The organism is Mesorhizobium sp. M0615, from assembly GCF_040320805.1.
Lineage (GTDB): Bacteria > Pseudomonadota > Alphaproteobacteria > Rhizobiales > Rhizobiaceae > Mesorhizobium.
In genome coordinates this window covers 1-16192 of sequence record NZ_JAMYQI010000021.1, presented here as the reverse complement: position 1 = coordinate 16192, position 16192 = coordinate 1, and the positions used below count along the sequence as shown (strand labels likewise).

Below are 16192 nucleotides of genomic sequence, written 5' to 3'. Positions count from 1 at the left end.
TCCGGAAAGCTTTTGCCGTTGAAGGAAGTTTTCGCGACAAAGGCCGCGAATTCCCTACTAATTCCCCGCGCTCGCCATGCGCCGTCCCTTGATCGCCTTTTCCAGCCAGCCGATCTCCATCTCGGGAACGGACGACAGCAGCAGGTCGGTATAGGCGTCGAAGGGCGGCGTCAGCACCTTGCTCTTGGCGCCGTAGCGCACCACCTCGCCGCGGTACATCACCGCGATCGAATCGGCGATCGACTTCACCGTCGCCAGATCGTGGGTGATGAAGAGGTAGGCGACCTTCTCGTGCTGCTGCAGGTTGAGCAGCAGCTTGAGAATGCCGTTGGCCACCAGCGGGTCGAGCGCCGATGTCACCTCGTCGCAGATGATCAGCTTGGGCTTGGCGGCGAGCGAGCGGGCGATACAGACGCGCTGTTTCTGGCCTCCGGAGAGTTCGGCCGGATAACGATCGAGAAAGCCCTTGCCCATCTCGATCTCGTCGAGCAGTTCGGCGACGCGCTTGTCGCGCTCGCGGCCGCGTATGCCGAAGTAGAATTCCAGCGGCCGGCCGATGATGGTGCCGACGGTCTGGCGCGGGTTCATCGCCACGTCGGCCATCTGGTAGATCATCTGCAATTGCCGCAGATCCTCCTTCGGCCGGTCGGCAAGCCTGTTGGCGAGCGGCCTGCCGTCGAAGGTGACGGTGCCTTCTTCCGGCGGCAACAGCCCGGTGATGGCGCGCGCCAGCGTCGACTTGCCGGAGCCGGATTCACCGACGACGGCCAGCGTCTGTCCCGGATAGATGTCGACCGAGACGTTCTTCAGCACCTTGACGTGGCTGCCGCCGTAAGCGGCGGTGACGTTCTTGACCGACAGGAACGGCGCGGCGCCGGGCTTCTGCTCGGCATGCTCGATCTCATGCACCGAGACCAGCGCATTGGTGTATTCCTGGCGCGGCTCCTTGATGATCTGGCGAGTGCCGCCCCATTCGACCAGCCTGCCATGGCGCAGCACCATGATCTCGTCCGAGACCTGGGCGACGACGGCAAGATCGTGGGTAATGTAGAGCGCCGCGACATGGGTGTCGCGGATGGCGTCCTTGATCGCCGCCAGCACGTCGATCTGCGTCGTCACGTCGAGTGCCGTGGTCGGCTCGTCGAAGACGATCAGGTCAGGTTCCGAACACAGCGCCATAGCCGTCATCACGCGCTGCAACTGGCCGCCGGAGACCTGGTGCGGGAACCGTTCGCCGATGATTTCGGGGTTTGGCAGGCTGAGCTTCTTGAACAACGCCACGGCACGTTTCTCGGCCTCGGCGCGTGTCGCCGTGCCGTGCAGCAGCGTTGCTTCCACCACCTGGTCCATCAGCTTGTGCGCCGGATTGAAGGCCGCGGCCGCCGACTGCGCGACATAGCAGACCTCGCGGCCGCGCAATTTGCGGAAACCTTCCTTGCCGCCCTTGAGGATATCGCGGCCGTTGAGCAGCACCTCTCCGCCGGTGATGCGCACGCCGCCACGGCCATAGCCCATCGACGACAGGCCGATGGTCGACTTGCCGGCGCCGGACTCGCCGATCAGGCCGAGCACCTTGCCCTTTTCCAGCGTCAGCGAGACATCGTGGACCAAAACGATGTTCTTCGGCGCCTCGCCGGGCGGAAACACTGTCGCTTCGATGCGCAGATTGCGGATATCGAGCAGCAGGCCGGGCTTTGCTTTTGTGTCAGCCATCACCCGCGTCCTCCCTTCAGGCTTGTCGTGCGGTTGAGCACCCAGTCGGCGACCAGATTGACCGAAATCGCCAGTGCTGCGATCGCCGCGGCGGGAATGAGTGCCGCCCCGATACCGAAGACGATGCCGTCCTTGTTCTCCTTGACCATGCCGCCCCAGTCGGCATCCGGCGGTTGCACGCCAAGCCCGAGAAAGGACAGCGTCGACAAGAACAGCACCGCGTAGATGAAGCGCAGGCCAAGTTCCGAGACCAGCGGCGAAAGCGCGTTGGGCAGGATCTCGCGGAAGATGATCCAGCCGCTGCCTTCGCCCCGCAGCTTGGCGGCCTCGACATAGTCCATGACGTTGATGTCGACGGCCACCGCGCGCGACAGCCGGTAGACGCGGGTCGAGTCGAGGACGCCCATCACCAGGATCAGCGTCACCAGATTGGTCGGCAGCACCGAAAGCACGACGAGCGCCATGATCAGGGTCGGGATCGACATCAGCAGATCGACAAGGCGCGACAGAAGCGTGTCGAACCAGCCGCCGAACACCGCCGCCGAAAAGCCGAGGATGGCGCCGAGCGAGAATGACAGCGCGGTGGCCAGCACCGCGATGAACAGCGTGATGCGAGCGCCGTAGATCATGCGCGACAGAAGATCGCGACCGAGATTGTCGGTGCCCAGCAAATGTGCCGCCGTCATCGGTTCCCAGACATCGCCGACGATTTCGGCATTGCCGTACGGTGCGATCAACGGTGCGAAAACTGCCGCCAGCACGAACATAGCCGTCAGCACGATGCCGATCAGCGCGGGGATGGGGATGCGTTTGATGTCGAGCATGCCCGCCGCCTATTTCGGATGTCTGAGGCGCGGATTGGCGACAATCGCCCCGATGTCCGCAATGATGTTCAGGCTGATATAGACGGCGGCGAAGACCAGGCCGACCGCCTGCACCACCGGCACGTCGCGCTTGGTGACGTGGTCGACCAGATATTGTCCCATGCCGGGATAGACGAAGATCACCTCGACCACGACGACGCCGACGATGAGGTAGGCGAGGTTGAGCATGACGACGTTGATGATCGGCGCTATGGCATTGGGGAAAGCATGCTTGCGGATGACGTTGAAGGCCGACAGGCCTTTCAGTTCTGCCGTCTCGACATAGGCCGACTGCATGACGTTGAGGATGGCCGCGCGGGTCATGCGCATCATATGCGCCAGCACAACCAGCGTCAGCGCGGTGGCCGGCAACGCGATCGCCTGCATGCGCTCACCGAACGGCATGCCGTCATAGACCGTGGAAATGGCCGGGAACCATTGATACTTCACGGCAAAGAAATAGACGAGCACATAGCCGATGAAGAATTCCGGGAAAGATGTCGAGGCGAGCGCCAGGCCGGAGATCAGCTTGTCGACCCAGCCATTGCGGTAACGCACGGCGATCAGGCCGAGGATGATGGCCAGCGGCACGGCCACGATCGCAGCCCAGAAGGCGAGGAACAGCGTGTTCCACAGCCGCCCCTTGATCGATGTGGCAATATCCTGGCCGCTCGACATCGCCGTGCCAAGATCGCCGGTGAGCACACCGCCTAGCCAATGGAAATACCTGATGTAAGCCGGCTGATTCAGGCCGAGCTGCTCGCGCAGATTGGCGAGCGATTCCGGCGTCGCCGACTGTCCGAGAATGGCTTGCGCGACGTCGCCGGGCAGGATCTGGGTGCCGGCGAAGATCAGGACCGAAACGGCCAGCAAGAGGACGATGCCCAGCGCAACGCGCTGGGCCACAAGTTTCACGACGGGTGAGGACATATCCGCAAAGCCGGGCTCAGGCTTCGAGCCAGCACTTCGCCAGCGCGTAGCCGTTCATCAGCTCCTGATGCGGATCGTCTACCCAGCCGCCGACCTTGGCGCCTGTCGCATCGATGAACTGATTGAACATCGGCAGGATCAGGCCGCCCTCGTCGCGCACCAGCACGGCCATGTCGTGGTACATCTGCTTGCGCTTGGTCTCGTCGAGTTCGGCGCGTGCGGCCAGCACCAGCTTGTCGAAGTCCGGACGCTTGAAACGGGTGTCGTTCCAGTCGGCGGTCGACAGATAGGCGGTCGAGTACATCTGGTCCTGGGTCGAGCGGCCGCCCCAATAGGAGGCGCAGAAGGGCTGCTTGTTCCAGACCTCGTTCCAGTAGCCGTCGCCGGGCTCGCGCTTGAGCTCGATCTTGATGCCGGCCTTGGCCGCGCTCTGCTGGAAGAGCTGCGAGGCGTCGACCGCGCCCGGGAAGGCGACGTCGGAGGTGCGCAGCAGCACGGTGCCGTCATGGCCCGACTTCTTGTAGTGGAACTTGGCCTTGTCGGGATCATATTTGCGCTGCTCGATCTCGGAAAACAGCGGATAGGACGAATTGATCGGGAAGTCGTTGCCGAGCGAGCCGTAGCCGCGCAGCACCTTGTTCAGCATCTCTTCGCGGTCGATCGCGAGCTTCAGCGCCGTGCGCAGGTCGCTGTTGTCGAAGGGCGCGGTGTTGCAATGCATGATGAAGACGTAGTGGCCGGGGCCGGCATGGTTGCGGATGGTGACGCCCGGTACGCGCTTGATCAGGTCGACGATCTTCGGCTCGACGCGGTTGATCATGTTGACCTGGCCGCCCTGCAGGGCCGCCGTGCGCGCGGTCGCGTCGTTGATGACGATGATCTCGATCTGGTCGGCATGGCCCATCTTGTCGGCCTGCCAGTAATTGGCGAAGCGCTCGCCGCCATGGCGCACGCCGGGCTCGTTGGTGGTGACCTTGTAGGGTCCTGCCGAGATGCCGGCATCCGCCTTGTCCTTGCCGCCGTTGGGCTGGACGATGAGGTGGTAGTCGCTGAGGAGATAGGGAAGGTCGGCGTTGGCCTCCTTCAGCGTCAGGACGACTTCCTTGCCACTGGCTTTGATGCTGTCGATGCCCTTCATGTAGCCCAGCGCGCCGGACTTCGACTTTTCATCGGAATGGCGCTCGAGCGTTGCCGCCACATCCTCAGCGGTCACCGTCTTGCCGTTGTGGAATTCGACGCCGTCGCGGATTTTCAGCGTCCACACCTTGGCGTCGTCCGACGAGCCGATCTCTTCGGCGATGCGGTTCTCGAGCTTGCCTTCCGGGGACAGCTCGACGATCAGTTCGCCCCACATCTTGCCAAAAGCGAACGGCACTTGCGTCATGAACAAAGCCGGGTCCAGGCTGTTCGTGGATTCGCCGCCGACGAGGCCGGCCTTCAGCGTGCCGCCCTTGACCGGGCCTTCCGCGCGAGCCGCACTGGAAAGCAGCATATTGGCGAAGGGCGCTGTGACGCCGAGTGCTGCGGCGCGGCCGAGGAAATCACGACGGCTCAGCTTGCCGGACGCAACGCGCCGGCTCAGATATTCGAGTTCGTTGGACATTTGAGTTCCTCACTCTGTTGGTTCGACCTTATGGTCGTTTTTTGCTTGTTGTTACCAAAGGGATATTGACCGGAAGGCAAAGCGGTAAGCAAGACGGAATGCGACATGCCGTGGCGTAAATCGTGCGTCGCAACTGGACCAGTCGGGTGGACGCTCAGAGCAGGTCGCGCGGGATCGTCTCTTCGAAATCGCGTTCGAAAACCAGCGTTTCGCCCTCATAGGCTTCGATTCTGGCGCTGACGATGAAGTTTTGCGCATCGCAGCGCATTTCAGCCGACGTCTCGGTGCGCACCGACCATCCGTTTCGCGACAAGGTCTGCGTCCAGTGCGTGCGGCCCGAGGCAGACAGCGGGTCGTCGGGGTGGATCGTCCAGCTCTCGCGGGCAATGCTGCCATTGGCCAGTCCATGCGCGAGATCGCGCACTTCTCCGAAATCATCCGTGATCGACAGCGTGACGATGCCGGTCTTCTCATCGCGATCGACGTGACGCTCGGAATTCGCTGCACGAACTGTCTCGGTTGCCCAGGGTGTTGCGCCTTCGGGAGACTGGAACGAGGTCTCGTCGCTTTTTGCGAGCGGGCGCAGCGGCAGCCTCAGCGTCGCCGCTGAAAGGTCGAGCCGCACCGGTTCCGGCGACGGCCAGATCATCGGCCAGTAAGCGTTGGAAACAGCGATGCGCAGGCGGTGTCCGGCCGGCACGCGGTAGGCGCACTGGTCGAGAATAACGCGCGCCGAAACCGTTTCGCCCGGCACCAGCGCTTGCGGCTGTTCGTGCGAAGAACGATGCGTCAGGTTGAGCACGCCGTAGGAGATCAGTTCCGAGGCGCCGTCGGGGTGCACGTCGCACAGTCGAACCGCGATGTTCGCCTGCGGGCGATCGGACGACACCCGGATGAGAAGCTCCGGCGCGCCGACGATGTCGAGTGTCTCGGCAAGCACAGGCTGATCGAAGCAGACGGACAGCGCATCGTCCGGGCGCTGGTCGCCCGGCAGTTCCGGGCCAAAGGTGAAGGGAAAATATTCCCCGCCGGCGAGCCCGCAGCTTTGCGGGGTCGCCACGATCGCCGGCCTGACGCCGTCAGCAATGAGTTCGATCGCCCCGACCATGATGTTGGGAGACGGCCATTCCTGTTCGGCCACCCAACGGCCCGGCCGCTCCGGGTGCCAGCGCGCCGGCCGCACACTGTCCATGACATAGGCGCGGTAGTCCGGGTCGGCCTCGACGCCGGTGTCGACGCCCTTCAACCAGCTGTCCCACCAGCGCAACGCCTCCTGCAGGAAGCCGATGGCGGGTTTGGGTTCGGCATAATGCGGGTATTTGTGGATCCATGGCCCGACAATGCCCTTCACCGGCGCCTGGATGTTGGTGACCAGATGCGAAATCGTGTTGCGGTAGCCGTCATGCCAGCCGCCGATCGACAGCACGGCGGCTTTGACCGCGGAGAAATCCTCGCAGATCGAACCGCGTTTCCAATAGGCGTCGCGATGCTGATGGCTGAGCCAGAGCGGCAGAAGGAAAGACTGGTTCTCCAGCCGCGTCAGCCAGAGGTCGCGCCAGCGATTGTCGCCCGCAATCAGCGGATCCGGCGGTCGCGACGAATAGGACAACATGGTCGAGGCCCAGCCGAAATTTTCCGTCAAAAGGCAGCCGCCCTTGTAGTGGATATCGTCGGCGTAGCGGTCGACGGTCGAGCACAGGCTGATCACCGCCTTCAGCGCCGGCGGCTGCTTGGCCGCCACCTGCAGGCAGTTGAAGCCACCCCAGGAAATGCCCATCATGCCGACACTGCCGTTGCACCAGGGCTGTGCTGCCGCCCAGGCAATCACATCGCAGGCGTCCTGCAATTCCTGCTCGGAATATTCGTCGTCCATCAGACCTTCGGAATCGCCATTGCCGCGCATGTCGACGCGGATCGAGGCGTAGCCGTGGCCGGCAAAATAGGGATGCGTCAGCTGATCGCGAAAGATGGTGCCGTCGCGCTTGCGGTAGGGCAGGTGCTCGAGGATCGCCGGCACCGGATCGCTGCTGGCGTCCTCCGGCATCCAAACCCGCGCCGACAGCCGGCAACCATCCGGCATGACGATGCCCATATCGGGGAATTCGACGACCTTGCGGGGAAATTCGGTGATGGTTTTCATGCGATGCTCCAGGATGTCAGTGACGCATGGAGCGGGCATGTCATGAAGTCAAACGGGCGACGGCCGGTGTCGCCGCGACGACGCCACGATATGTAGCCCGATTGTTTTGCCCTGATGTTGCAGGATTATAATTAATGTATTACATTTATTAACTGAACCCAACGTGATGAGGATTTCGCCTGAAAATCGTTTGGGATGAGCCAAAGCGCGTGACGAACCTGGACAGCCGGGGTCTCGATTTTGCCGAACTCGATATTGAGTTTTTTTGCGACTTCAACCGTCCTTCCAGCCAAGGCCGACCGGTTCAAGGCAATTGGCGAATTCGGAGAGATCATCCTGGCCGTGATTTTCAAGCCGCTTGGTTCGGAGTCGATTTCGGTGATCTCGATGCGCCGTGCCAGCCGAAAGGAAAGGTCAATATATGAACAATCCTAAATCGCGTTTTCGACCGCTTACCGATGCGGAGGAAGTGGAAATTCAAAGACAAATTGTTGATGATCCCGACGATGCGGAGACGACAGACGAACAGTTGGCGCAAGCCAGGCCTTTCGCGGAAGTGTTTCCAGAACTTTTCGAGAGCATAAGGCGTGCTCGTGGCCGGCCAGCCGTGGAGAAGCCTAAGCAAGTCGTGTCCATCCGTCTGGATCAGGATGTCATCAGTAAATTCAAGGCGACCGGCAAGGGCTGGCAGGCCAGGATCAACGAGGTGCTGAAAAACGCGAAGGTAGGCTAGGCAATCCGCGTCAGTTCAGCGGAATGTCGTTTTCGGACTTGCGCGCCTGATAAGCGCCGGACAGTTCGTCGTAGCGGGTGGAAATATTGCCGATCCTTGCCTCAAGCCGGCCGCGCTCGGCCTCGGGCAGCGCCCGCACCAGCCTGCGAATGGAAAAACTCTTCCAATAAGTGTTCTCGGCATTGTAGCCGCCGGGATCAAGAGTGAAGACCTCTTTCAGGATTTTCAGATCGTGCGGGATCGCAAAGCTGTCGCGTGAATCCTCGTGGCTGAAGAGGTAGTAGAAATTGTCGAAGCCGGTCCAGGTGATCGCCGACAGGCAGAGCGAGCAGGGCTCATGCGTGGCGATGAAGATGGCGTCCTTGGTGTCGACGCGCTCGGCTTTCGGCATTTCATAGAAACGCTTCAGGCAGTGCACCTCGCCATGCCAGAGCGGATTTTCCATCTCGTTGTTGGTTTCGGCCAGCACCAGCGAGCGGTCGCCCTTCCGCAGGATGGCGGCGCCGAACAGCTTGTTCCCATGGGCCACGCCCTCTGCCGTTTTCGGCACGATGTCGTGCTCGATGACATCGAGCAGGCGGTCGATCAGCGATATGTCGGTCATTTCTCAGGTCTCGTTGGGGAGATGGATTTCGTAGAGGTGCGAGAAATGGAACTCTTCGAGGTTGGAGCCGTCACCGCCGCGGTCGACGATGACGAAATCCTGCGCTTCGCCGAGCGGCGTCAGCACGCCGTGCCAGAGATTGCGCGGATAGTTGACGCCTTGCCCGGGTGCGGTGATGAAGGCGTGCGGCTCGCGCGGACCGTCCTTGCCGTCATGGCAGACGACGACCAGGAAAGGCCGCGGCGACAGCGGGATGAACGCCTGGCTGCCCAAGGGATGGCGCTCGACCATGGTCAGCTTCAGCGGCAGGTCGTAAGGCGTGCCGCGCGCCATCGAGATCAGCACGCGGGCATTCGGTCCCGCGGCTTCAGCGGTGGCGAGATTGTGGTAGCGCTCGGTCTTGCCGCCATTGATCGGGTAGTGATTGCCGCCGCCCATGTCGATGACATCGCCGAAGCCGGCAAAGCTTTCGCGGGTCAGCGGCCGCGCTGTGATGCGGGTCACCGCGCGCGACCGCCAATGCCCGCCCCGCCGAGCTTGGCGTGCCGGTTGACGTCCTTGTAAAGGAGATAGCGGAATTTGCCTGGGCCGCCCGCGTAGCAGGCCTGCGGGCAGAAGGCGCGCAGCCACATGAAGTCGCCGGCCTCGACCTCGACCCAGTCCTGGTTGAGGCGGTAGACCGCCTTGCCTTCCAAGACATAGAGCCCGTGCTCCATGACATGCGTCTCGGCAAATGGGATGACGGCGCCAGGCTCGAGCGTAACGATGGTGACATGCATGTCGTGGCGCATGTCGGCTGGATCGACGAAACGGGTCGTTGCCCAGCGACCCTCGGTGCCGGGCATCGGCGTCGGCGCCATTTGCTGGTCACTGCTGAACAAGACTTCCGGCGCGTCGATGCCGTCGACGGCCTCATAGGCCTTCCTGATCCAGTGGAAGCGTACGGCGTCGCGACCTTCGTTGCGCACCGTCCAGCCGCTGTCCGGCGGCAGGAAGGCAAAACCGCCGGCTTGCAGCACGTGCTTCTTGCCGGCCAGCGAAACGGTCAACTCGCCCTCAACCACGAACAGCACGCCCTCGGCGCCGGCGTCCGGCTCGGGCCGGTCGCTGCCGCCGCCGGGCAGGACCTCGACGATGTACTGCGAAAATGTCTCGGCGAAACCCGAAAGCGGCCTGGCGATGATCCAGGCCCTGGTCTCGTCCCAGAACGGCAGTGGGCTGGTGACGATGTCCTGCATCACTCCCTTCGGTATGACGGCATAGGCCTCGGTGAAGACGGCGCGGCCGGTCAAAAGCTCAATTTGGCCGGGATGGCCGCCATGCGGTGCATAATAGGTTTTCTGGTCAGTCTTGATCATATCCATTGGGTCCTGACCCCTCAGTCATTTCATTAGAGCGGGAGCATGTCTTTCAGGCGGAGCAGCGCGATGCGCTCGACCTGTTTGCAGGCGGTATCGAGTTCTACGCCACGGCTGTTGCCGATGCGCGCCTCGAACTCGGCGAGGATCTCCTCCTTGGTCTTGCCCCGCACCGCGATGATGAAGGGAAAGCCGAAGGTGGTGACGTAAGCGGCGTTGAGCTTGGAAAACAGCTCGCGCTCCTTGTCGGTCAGCGCGTCGAGGCCGGCGGAGGCCTGCTCGCGTGTGGATTCCGCAGTGAGGCGTCTCGCTTCGGCCAGTTTGCCAGCGAGATCGGGATGGGCGTTGAGGACACCGATCCGCTCGGTTTCGCTGGCGGCGCGGAAGACGCGGCAGAGCGCATTGTGCAGGCCGCCGGCGCTGTCATGCGCCGGCCCAAGCTCCAGCTCATAGGCACGTTCGGCGATCCAGGGCGAATGTTCGAACACGCCGCCGAAAGTGTCGACGAAGGTCTCGAACGCCATCTTCGACGGCTTGAGCGCCGCCGGCTGGTAGGGGTGGTTCTCCTGCCAGTGCCTGGCGATATCGATGCGCCGTGCCAGCCAGACCTTGTCGTGCGATCTGACATAGTCGACGAAGCGCTTCAGCGCCGCCACCCGCCCGGGACGTCCGACGAGGCGGCAATGCAGGCCGATATTCATCATCCGCGGCCGGCCCGCTTTGCCCTCGGCATAGAGCGTGTCGAAACTGTCCTTCAAATAGGCGAAGAACTGGTCGCCGGAATTGAATCCCTGCGGCGTGGCGAAACGCATGTCGTTGGCATCGAGCGTGTAGGGGATGACGAGTTGCGCGCCGCCGCCGTGCTCGAACCAGTAGGGCAGTTCGTCGTCATAAGTGTCCGACACATAGTCGAAGCCGCCCTCTTCGGCCACCAACCGCACCGTATTGACCGAGGTGCGGCCGGTGTACCAGCCGGTCGGCCGTTGGCCTGTCACCTCGTAGTGCAGCTTGATCGCCGCTTCGAGGTCGCGGCGCTCGTCCTCGGCGCTGTGGTCGCGGTAGTCGATCCATTTCAGCCCGTGCGAGGCCATTTCCCAGCCGGCCTCCTGCATCGCCGCCACCTGGTCGGGCGACCGGGCTAATGCTGAGGCGACCCCGTAGCAGGTCACCGGCACTTGCGCCTCGCTGAACAGGCGCAGCAGCCGCCAGAAGCCTGCCCGCGCGCCATATTCGTAGATCGATTCCATGTTCCAGTGGCGCTGGCCGACCCAGGGCGCGGCGCCGACGATTTCCGACAGAAAGGCTTCCGAGGCCTTGTCGCCGTGCAGCACGCAGTTCTCGCCGCCTTCCTCGTAGTTGACGACGAATTGGACGGCCACATGCGCACCGCCCGGCCATTTCGGATCCGGCGGATTGGCTCCGTAGCCGCGCATGTCTCTAGAGTAACGCATTGCCCCTCCCCGCCGGACGCTGCCGGAAGTTATGATCAGGATAGTCGAAAGGGTTGCTCGCGCATTCCCCCGAAATTTTTGAAAGTGTTTTTGTGCCACTCCGCTCGACCGGGACTTATGCATCGCCTTTAATTGGCGCACAATTCACTGCTTTGTTCGGCTGTATCGGAAATGGGAGGCGCCAGTGGCAGAAACGTCGAAAGCCGATGGCGGACGTCTGACGACGCATGTGCTCGACACCGCGACCGGCAAGCCGGCGGCGGGCCTGTCGATCGCGCTTTATCATCTTGAGAGCGACGCGCGGATACATTTGAAGACCGTCGTCACAAATGCCGACGGCCGCTGCGATGCGCCGCTGCTGGCAGGAGCGGAATTCCGCCTTGGAGAATACGAACTGGTGTTCGCCGCCGGTGACTATCTACGCGGCCAGGGCACCAAACTGCCGGAACCGGCCTTCCTCGACAGTGTGCCGATCCGCTTCGGCATGGCGGAATCCGTGCATTATCACGTGCCGTTGCTTATCTCTCCTTATGGCTACTCGACCTACAGGGGGAGCTGACGCATGGCCAAGATCACCATACGCAACGAGATCCGCTTCATCCTCAATGGCAGGGATGTCGCGCTGTCGTCGGTGGCGCCCGACGCGACCTTGCTCGACTGGCTGCGGCTCGACCGCTCGCTGCGCGGCACCAAGGAAGGCTGCGCCGAGGGCGATTGCGGCGCCTGCACGGTCCTGGTCGGAAAATTGTCCGCCGGCAAGCTGGTTTATGAAAGCGTCAACGCCTGCATCCGTTTCCTCGGTTCGCTCGACGGCACCCATGTCGTCACCGTCGAGCATCTGCGCGGCGCGCCTGGCCAATTGCATCCGGTGCAGCAGGCGATGGTCGATTTCCACGCTTCGCAATGCGGCTTCTGCACGCCGGGCTTCGTCATGTCGCTCTACGGCTTGTGGATGAAGTCGCCGGACCCGTCGAATGCGGCGATCGAGAAGGCCTTGCAAGGCAATCTTTGCCGCTGCACCGGCTATGAGGCAATCATGCGCGCCGCGCGTGCCATCTCCAGCTACGGCAAGGCGGCGAAGGATCCGCTGGCGGCCGAGCGCAAGGCGATCACCGCCAGGCTCGAGGCTATGCATGACGGTGCCCGCGTCGAAATCGGCGCCGGCAAGCTGAGGTTGATCGTCCCGGCCAACGCCGATGATTTCGCCGCTGTACTGGATAAGGAACCCGACGCCACTGTTGTCGCCGGCTCGACCGACGTCGGCCTGTGGGTCACCAAGCACATGCGCGACATCTCACCGGTAGTCTTCATCGGCAATCTCGAGGGGCTGTGCGCGATCTCCGAAGACAATGACGTCATCACCATCGGCGCCGGCGTTACCTACACCGACGCCTTCGCGACACTGGCCAAGCGCATCCCCGCGCTCGGGCCATTGTTCGACCGCATCGGCGGCGAACAGGTACGAAACATGGGCACCATCGGCGGCAACATCGCCAATGGCTCGCCGATCGGCGACACGCCGCCGCCCCTGATCGCGCTTGGTGCGCAACTGACGCTGCGCCGCGGCAAGAAGCGGCGCACCATCGCGCTCGAGGATTTCTTCATCGCCTATGGCAAGCAGGACCGGCAGCCAGGCGAATTCGTCGAGGCCGTGCACGTTCCCGTGCCGGCCAAGGGCACGAAGTTTGCCGTCTACAAGATCACCAAGCGCCGCGACGAGGACATCACCGCAGCCCTTGGCGCCTTTTTCCTCGACTTGGCCAAGGACGGAACCGTGGCCGATATATGCATCGCCTATGGCGGCATGGCGGCCACCCCGAAGCGGGCTTTCGGTGTCGAAAAAGCGCTGCTCGGCAAGCCGTGGACGGAGACAACGGTGGAAGCGGCCATGGCTGAATATGCCGGCGATTTCACCCCGCTGACCGATATGCGGGCATCGGCCGAGTACCGGGCGCTGGCGGCCAGGAACCTGCTGCTGCGCTTTTTTGCCGAAACCAGCGGCAGCAAGGCGCCGTTCCAGGTGTCACGCAACGAGGCGGCCTGATGAACAAGCACGCCTCTCCAGATCTCAAGGCGCAGAAGATTTCCGGTGGCGTCGCCGCCGACCAGCGCCACGATTCCGCGCACAAGCATGTCAGCGGCAGCGCGGTCTATATCGACGATATGCCGGAACCGGCGGGCATGCTGCATGGCTGCCTCGGCCTGTCCACGGCGACGCATGCGACGATCAGCAAAATGGATCTGTCGGCGGTGCGCGCGGCGCCGGGCGTCGTCGATGTGCTGACGGCCAAGGACGTTCCGGGCGAAAATGACATTTCGCCGACCGGTCGACACGACGAGCCGGTGCTGGCCGACGACAAGGTGCAGTTTTATGGTCAGCCGATCTTCTGCGTTATTGCCAAGACGCGCGAACAGGCGCGCCGCGCCACCCGGCTGGCCAAGGTCGAATACAGTCCATTGCCTTTCGTCACCGACATTGGCGACCTCGACCCCCGCAAGGACAAGCTGGTCACGCCGCCGCTCACGCTGAAGCGTGGCGATGCCGCTGCCGCGATCAAGGCGGCGCCGCGCCGGCTGAAGGGCAAGATGCGCATCGGCGGCCAGGAGCATTTCTATCTCGAAGGCCATATCGCCGTGGCCATCCCCGGCGAAGACCAGGACGTCACCATCTATTCCTCGACCCAGCATCCGAGCGACGTCCAGCATATGGTCAGCCATGCGCTGGGCGTGCCGAGCAACGCCATCACAGTGGAAATCCGCCGCATGGGTGGCGGCTTCGGCGGGAAGGAGACGCAAGGCAACCAGTTTGCGGCATTGGCTGCGATCGCCGCCAAGAAACACCATCGCGCGGTAAAAATCCGGCCCGACCGCGACGACGACATGATCGCCACCGGCAAGCGCCATGATTTCCTTGTCGAATACGACGTTGGCTTCGACGACGACGGCAACATTTTAGGCGTCGATTTCATGTTTGCGGCGCGTTGCGGCTTTTCCTCGGACCTGTCCGGACCGGTCACCGACCGCGCGCTGTTCCATTGCGACAACACCTATTTCTGGCCGGCGGTGCATGCGCAATCGGCGCCGCTTTACACCAACACCGTGTCGAACACGGCGTTTCGCGGCTTCGGCGGCCCGCAGGGCATGGTCGGCGCCGAACGGGTCATCGACGAGGTTGCCTTTGCCGTCGGCAAGGACCCGCTCGAAATCCGCAAGCAGAATTTTTATGGCACCAGTGGTGATAAAGACGGGGGCCGCAACGTCACCCCCTATCACCAGACGGTCGAGGACAACATCATCCACCGCATCGTCGCCGAGCTGGAGGCGAGCGCCGACTATGCGGGGCGCCGCCGCATCATCCAGGCCTTCAACGCCAACAGCCGCTTCATCAAGCGCGGCCTGGCGCTGACGCCGGTCAAATTCGGCATCTCTTTCACAGCCACCCACTACAACCAGGCCGGCGCGCTGGTGCATGTCTACACCGATGGTTCGGTGCATCTGAATCACGGCGGCACCGAGATGGGGCAAGGCCTCTACGTCAAGGTGGCGCAGGTGGTGGCGGAAGAGTTCCAGATCGACCTCGACCAGGTCAAGATCACCGCGACGACCACCGGCAAGGTGCCCAACACTTCGGCCACCGCGGCGTCGTCCGGCACCGACCTCAACGGCATGGCGGCGCAGAACGGCGCCCGCCAGATCAAGGAACGGCTGACCGACTTCGCCGCCGAAAAATACCAGGTGCCGCGCGAGCAGGTGCTTTTCCTGCCCAACCGGGTGCGCATCGGCAACCAGGAGATCGCCTTCACCGACCTTGTCAAGCAGGCCTATATGGCCCGCATCCAACTGTCGGCGGCGGGTTTTTACAAGACGCCGAAAATCCACTGGAACCGTGACAAGGGCGAGGGCCGTCCGTTCTATTATTTCGCCTATGGCGCCTCGTGCTCGGAAGTCTCGGTCGACACGCTGACCGGCGAATATGTCGTCGAGCGCACCGACATATTGCATGAAACCGGCCGCTCGCTGAACCGCGCCATCGATCTCGGCCAGATCGAGGGCGGCTTCATCCAGGGCATGGGCTGGCTGACGACGGAGGAGCTGTGGTGGGACGACAAGGGCCGGCTGCGCACGCATGCGCCGTCGACCTATAAGATCCCGCTCGCGTCCGACCGGCCGAAGATATTCAACGTCACGCTGGCCGACTGGCCGGAGGCCAACGAGCCGACGGTGCACCGTTCCAAGGCGGTCGGCGAACCGCCCTTCCCGCTCGGCATGTCTGTGCTGCATGCGCTGTCGGACGCGGTGGCAAGTGTGGCCGATCATAAGGTCTGTCCGCGTCTCGACGCTCCTGCAACACCAGAACGGGTGCTGATGGCGATCGAACGGTTGATGGGTGAAGCCGAGAATAGCGCCTGACTCTGACCTGGATTCTGGCAAAACGTGCAATTCAGACTGAAAAACCCTATATTTCCCGTACGGGAATGCGCAATATGAACTCGAAAGTGCAAAGCCTCAGAGCTTTTCTCGCCAGCGCCGGCCGGCTTGCTCTGGTCGAAGTGGCCGGCACCAAAGGCTCGACTCCGCGCGAGAAGGGCGCCTTCATGCTCGTATCGCAGGCGGCGATTTTTGGCACGATCGGCGGCGGTCAGCTCGAGTACATGGCGATCGACAAGGCGAGGCAGATGGTGGGGTCTTCACCCTCCCCCTTGTGGGGAGGGTCGGGGGGGGCGCGCCCCCCCGGCGGGGGGGGGGGCGGGGGGTCGGCTCCCCCCCCCCCATGGGGGGGGGCCCCCCCCCGCGCGC

14 protein-coding genes and 1 pseudogene are annotated in these 16192 nt (G+C 63.0%); 6 read left to right on the top strand and 9 right to left on the bottom strand.

Features of this window, described 5'->3' with window-relative positions; genetic code table 11:
* Window positions 1-57: 57 nt before the first annotated feature.
* The 5 genes from NKI46_RS27765 to NKI46_RS27745 form a co-directional block, all read right to left on the bottom strand.
* Complete coding sequence (locus tag NKI46_RS27765; RefSeq protein ID WP_023671390.1) at window positions 58-1713, bottom strand: ABC transporter ATP-binding protein; 1656 nt, start codon at window positions 1711-1713, stop codon at window positions 58-60.
* The gene (locus tag NKI46_RS27760; RefSeq protein ID WP_023671389.1) at window positions 1713-2537 is read right to left on the bottom strand and encodes an ABC transporter permease; all 825 of its coding nucleotides are present in this window, start codon (window positions 2535-2537) and stop codon (window positions 1713-1715) included. Before NKI46_RS27760 ends, NKI46_RS27765 begins: the two co-directional genes overlap by 1 nt.
* Before the next feature lie 9 nt (window positions 2538-2546).
* Window positions 2547-3506, bottom strand: a complete 960-nt coding sequence (locus tag NKI46_RS27755) for an ABC transporter permease (protein ID WP_023671388.1) — start codon at window positions 3504-3506, stop codon at window positions 2547-2549.
* A 16-nt stretch (window positions 3507-3522) separates the two neighbouring features.
* Window positions 3523-5109, bottom strand: a complete 1587-nt coding sequence (locus NKI46_RS27750; protein ID WP_023752450.1) for an ABC transporter substrate-binding protein — start codon at window positions 5107-5109, stop codon at window positions 3523-3525.
* Window positions 5110-5263: 154 nt separating this feature from the next.
* Window positions 5264-7249, bottom strand: a complete 1986-nt coding sequence (locus tag NKI46_RS27745) for a CocE/NonD family hydrolase (protein WP_352461201.1) — start codon at window positions 7247-7249, stop codon at window positions 5264-5266.
* 179 nt (window positions 7250-7428) lie between these two features.
* On the opposite strand from NKI46_RS27745, the pseudogene NKI46_RS27740 reads away from it, so the two are divergent.
* A pseudogene (locus NKI46_RS27740) lies at window positions 7429-7684 on the top strand (BrnT family toxin).
* Window positions 7671-7982 carry a BrnA antitoxin family protein gene (locus tag NKI46_RS27735; RefSeq protein WP_352461200.1) on the top strand — a complete coding sequence of 104 codons (312 nt, stop codon included), beginning with the start codon at window positions 7671-7673 and terminating at the stop codon, window positions 7980-7982. The pseudogene NKI46_RS27740 and the gene NKI46_RS27735 overlap by 14 nt, the downstream one beginning before the upstream one ends.
* A 10-nt stretch (window positions 7983-7992) precedes the next feature.
* Here the strand turns inward: NKI46_RS27735 and NKI46_RS27730 are convergent, their stop codons facing one another.
* Genes NKI46_RS27730 through puuE form a run of 4 tightly spaced genes read right to left on the bottom strand, consistent with a single transcriptional unit; the run spans window position 7993 to window position 11395 of the window.
* Entirely contained in the window at window positions 7993-8586 is a 594-nt protein-coding gene (locus NKI46_RS27730; RefSeq protein ID WP_352461199.1) for a nucleoside deaminase, read from the bottom strand.
* Window positions 8587-8589: 3 nt separating this feature from the next.
* Window positions 8590-9090 carry an ureidoglycolate lyase gene (locus NKI46_RS27725; protein ID WP_352749014.1) on the bottom strand — a complete coding sequence of 167 codons (501 nt, stop codon included), beginning with the start codon at window positions 9088-9090 and terminating at the stop codon, window positions 8590-8592.
* Window positions 9087-9944, bottom strand: coding sequence for a bifunctional allantoicase/(S)-ureidoglycine aminohydrolase (locus tag NKI46_RS27720; protein WP_502896846.1), 858 nt, complete (start codon window positions 9942-9944; stop codon window positions 9087-9089). Before NKI46_RS27720 ends, NKI46_RS27725 begins: the two co-directional genes overlap by 4 nt.
* 32 nt (window positions 9945-9976) lie before the next feature.
* Window positions 9977-11395: an allantoinase PuuE gene (puuE, locus tag NKI46_RS27715; RefSeq protein WP_352627384.1), complete on the bottom strand. Its 1419-nt coding sequence runs from the start codon at window positions 11393-11395 to the stop codon at window positions 9977-9979.
* Between the two features lie 184 nt (window positions 11396-11579).
* On the opposite strand from puuE, the gene uraH reads away from it, so the two are divergent.
* The 4 genes from uraH to NKI46_RS27695 all read left to right on the top strand — a co-directional run.
* Window positions 11580-11954, top strand: a complete 375-nt coding sequence (uraH, locus tag NKI46_RS27710; RefSeq protein ID WP_023694734.1) for a hydroxyisourate hydrolase — start codon at window positions 11580-11582, stop codon at window positions 11952-11954.
* 3 nt (window positions 11955-11957) lie between these two features.
* A complete protein-coding gene (xdhA, locus tag NKI46_RS27705; RefSeq protein WP_023746345.1) occupies window positions 11958-13439 on the top strand; it encodes a xanthine dehydrogenase small subunit in 1482 nt (493 codons plus the stop codon).
* Window positions 13439-15805, top strand: coding sequence for a xanthine dehydrogenase molybdopterin binding subunit (gene xdhB, locus NKI46_RS27700; protein ID WP_352749009.1), 2367 nt, complete (start codon window positions 13439-13441; stop codon window positions 15803-15805). The genes xdhA and xdhB overlap by 1 nt, the downstream gene beginning before the upstream one ends.
* Before the next feature lie 74 nt (window positions 15806-15879).
* Window positions 15880-16192, top strand: a 313-nt coding sequence (locus NKI46_RS27695; RefSeq protein ID WP_502896845.1) for an XdhC family protein, incomplete at its 3' end; no start/stop codon positions are given.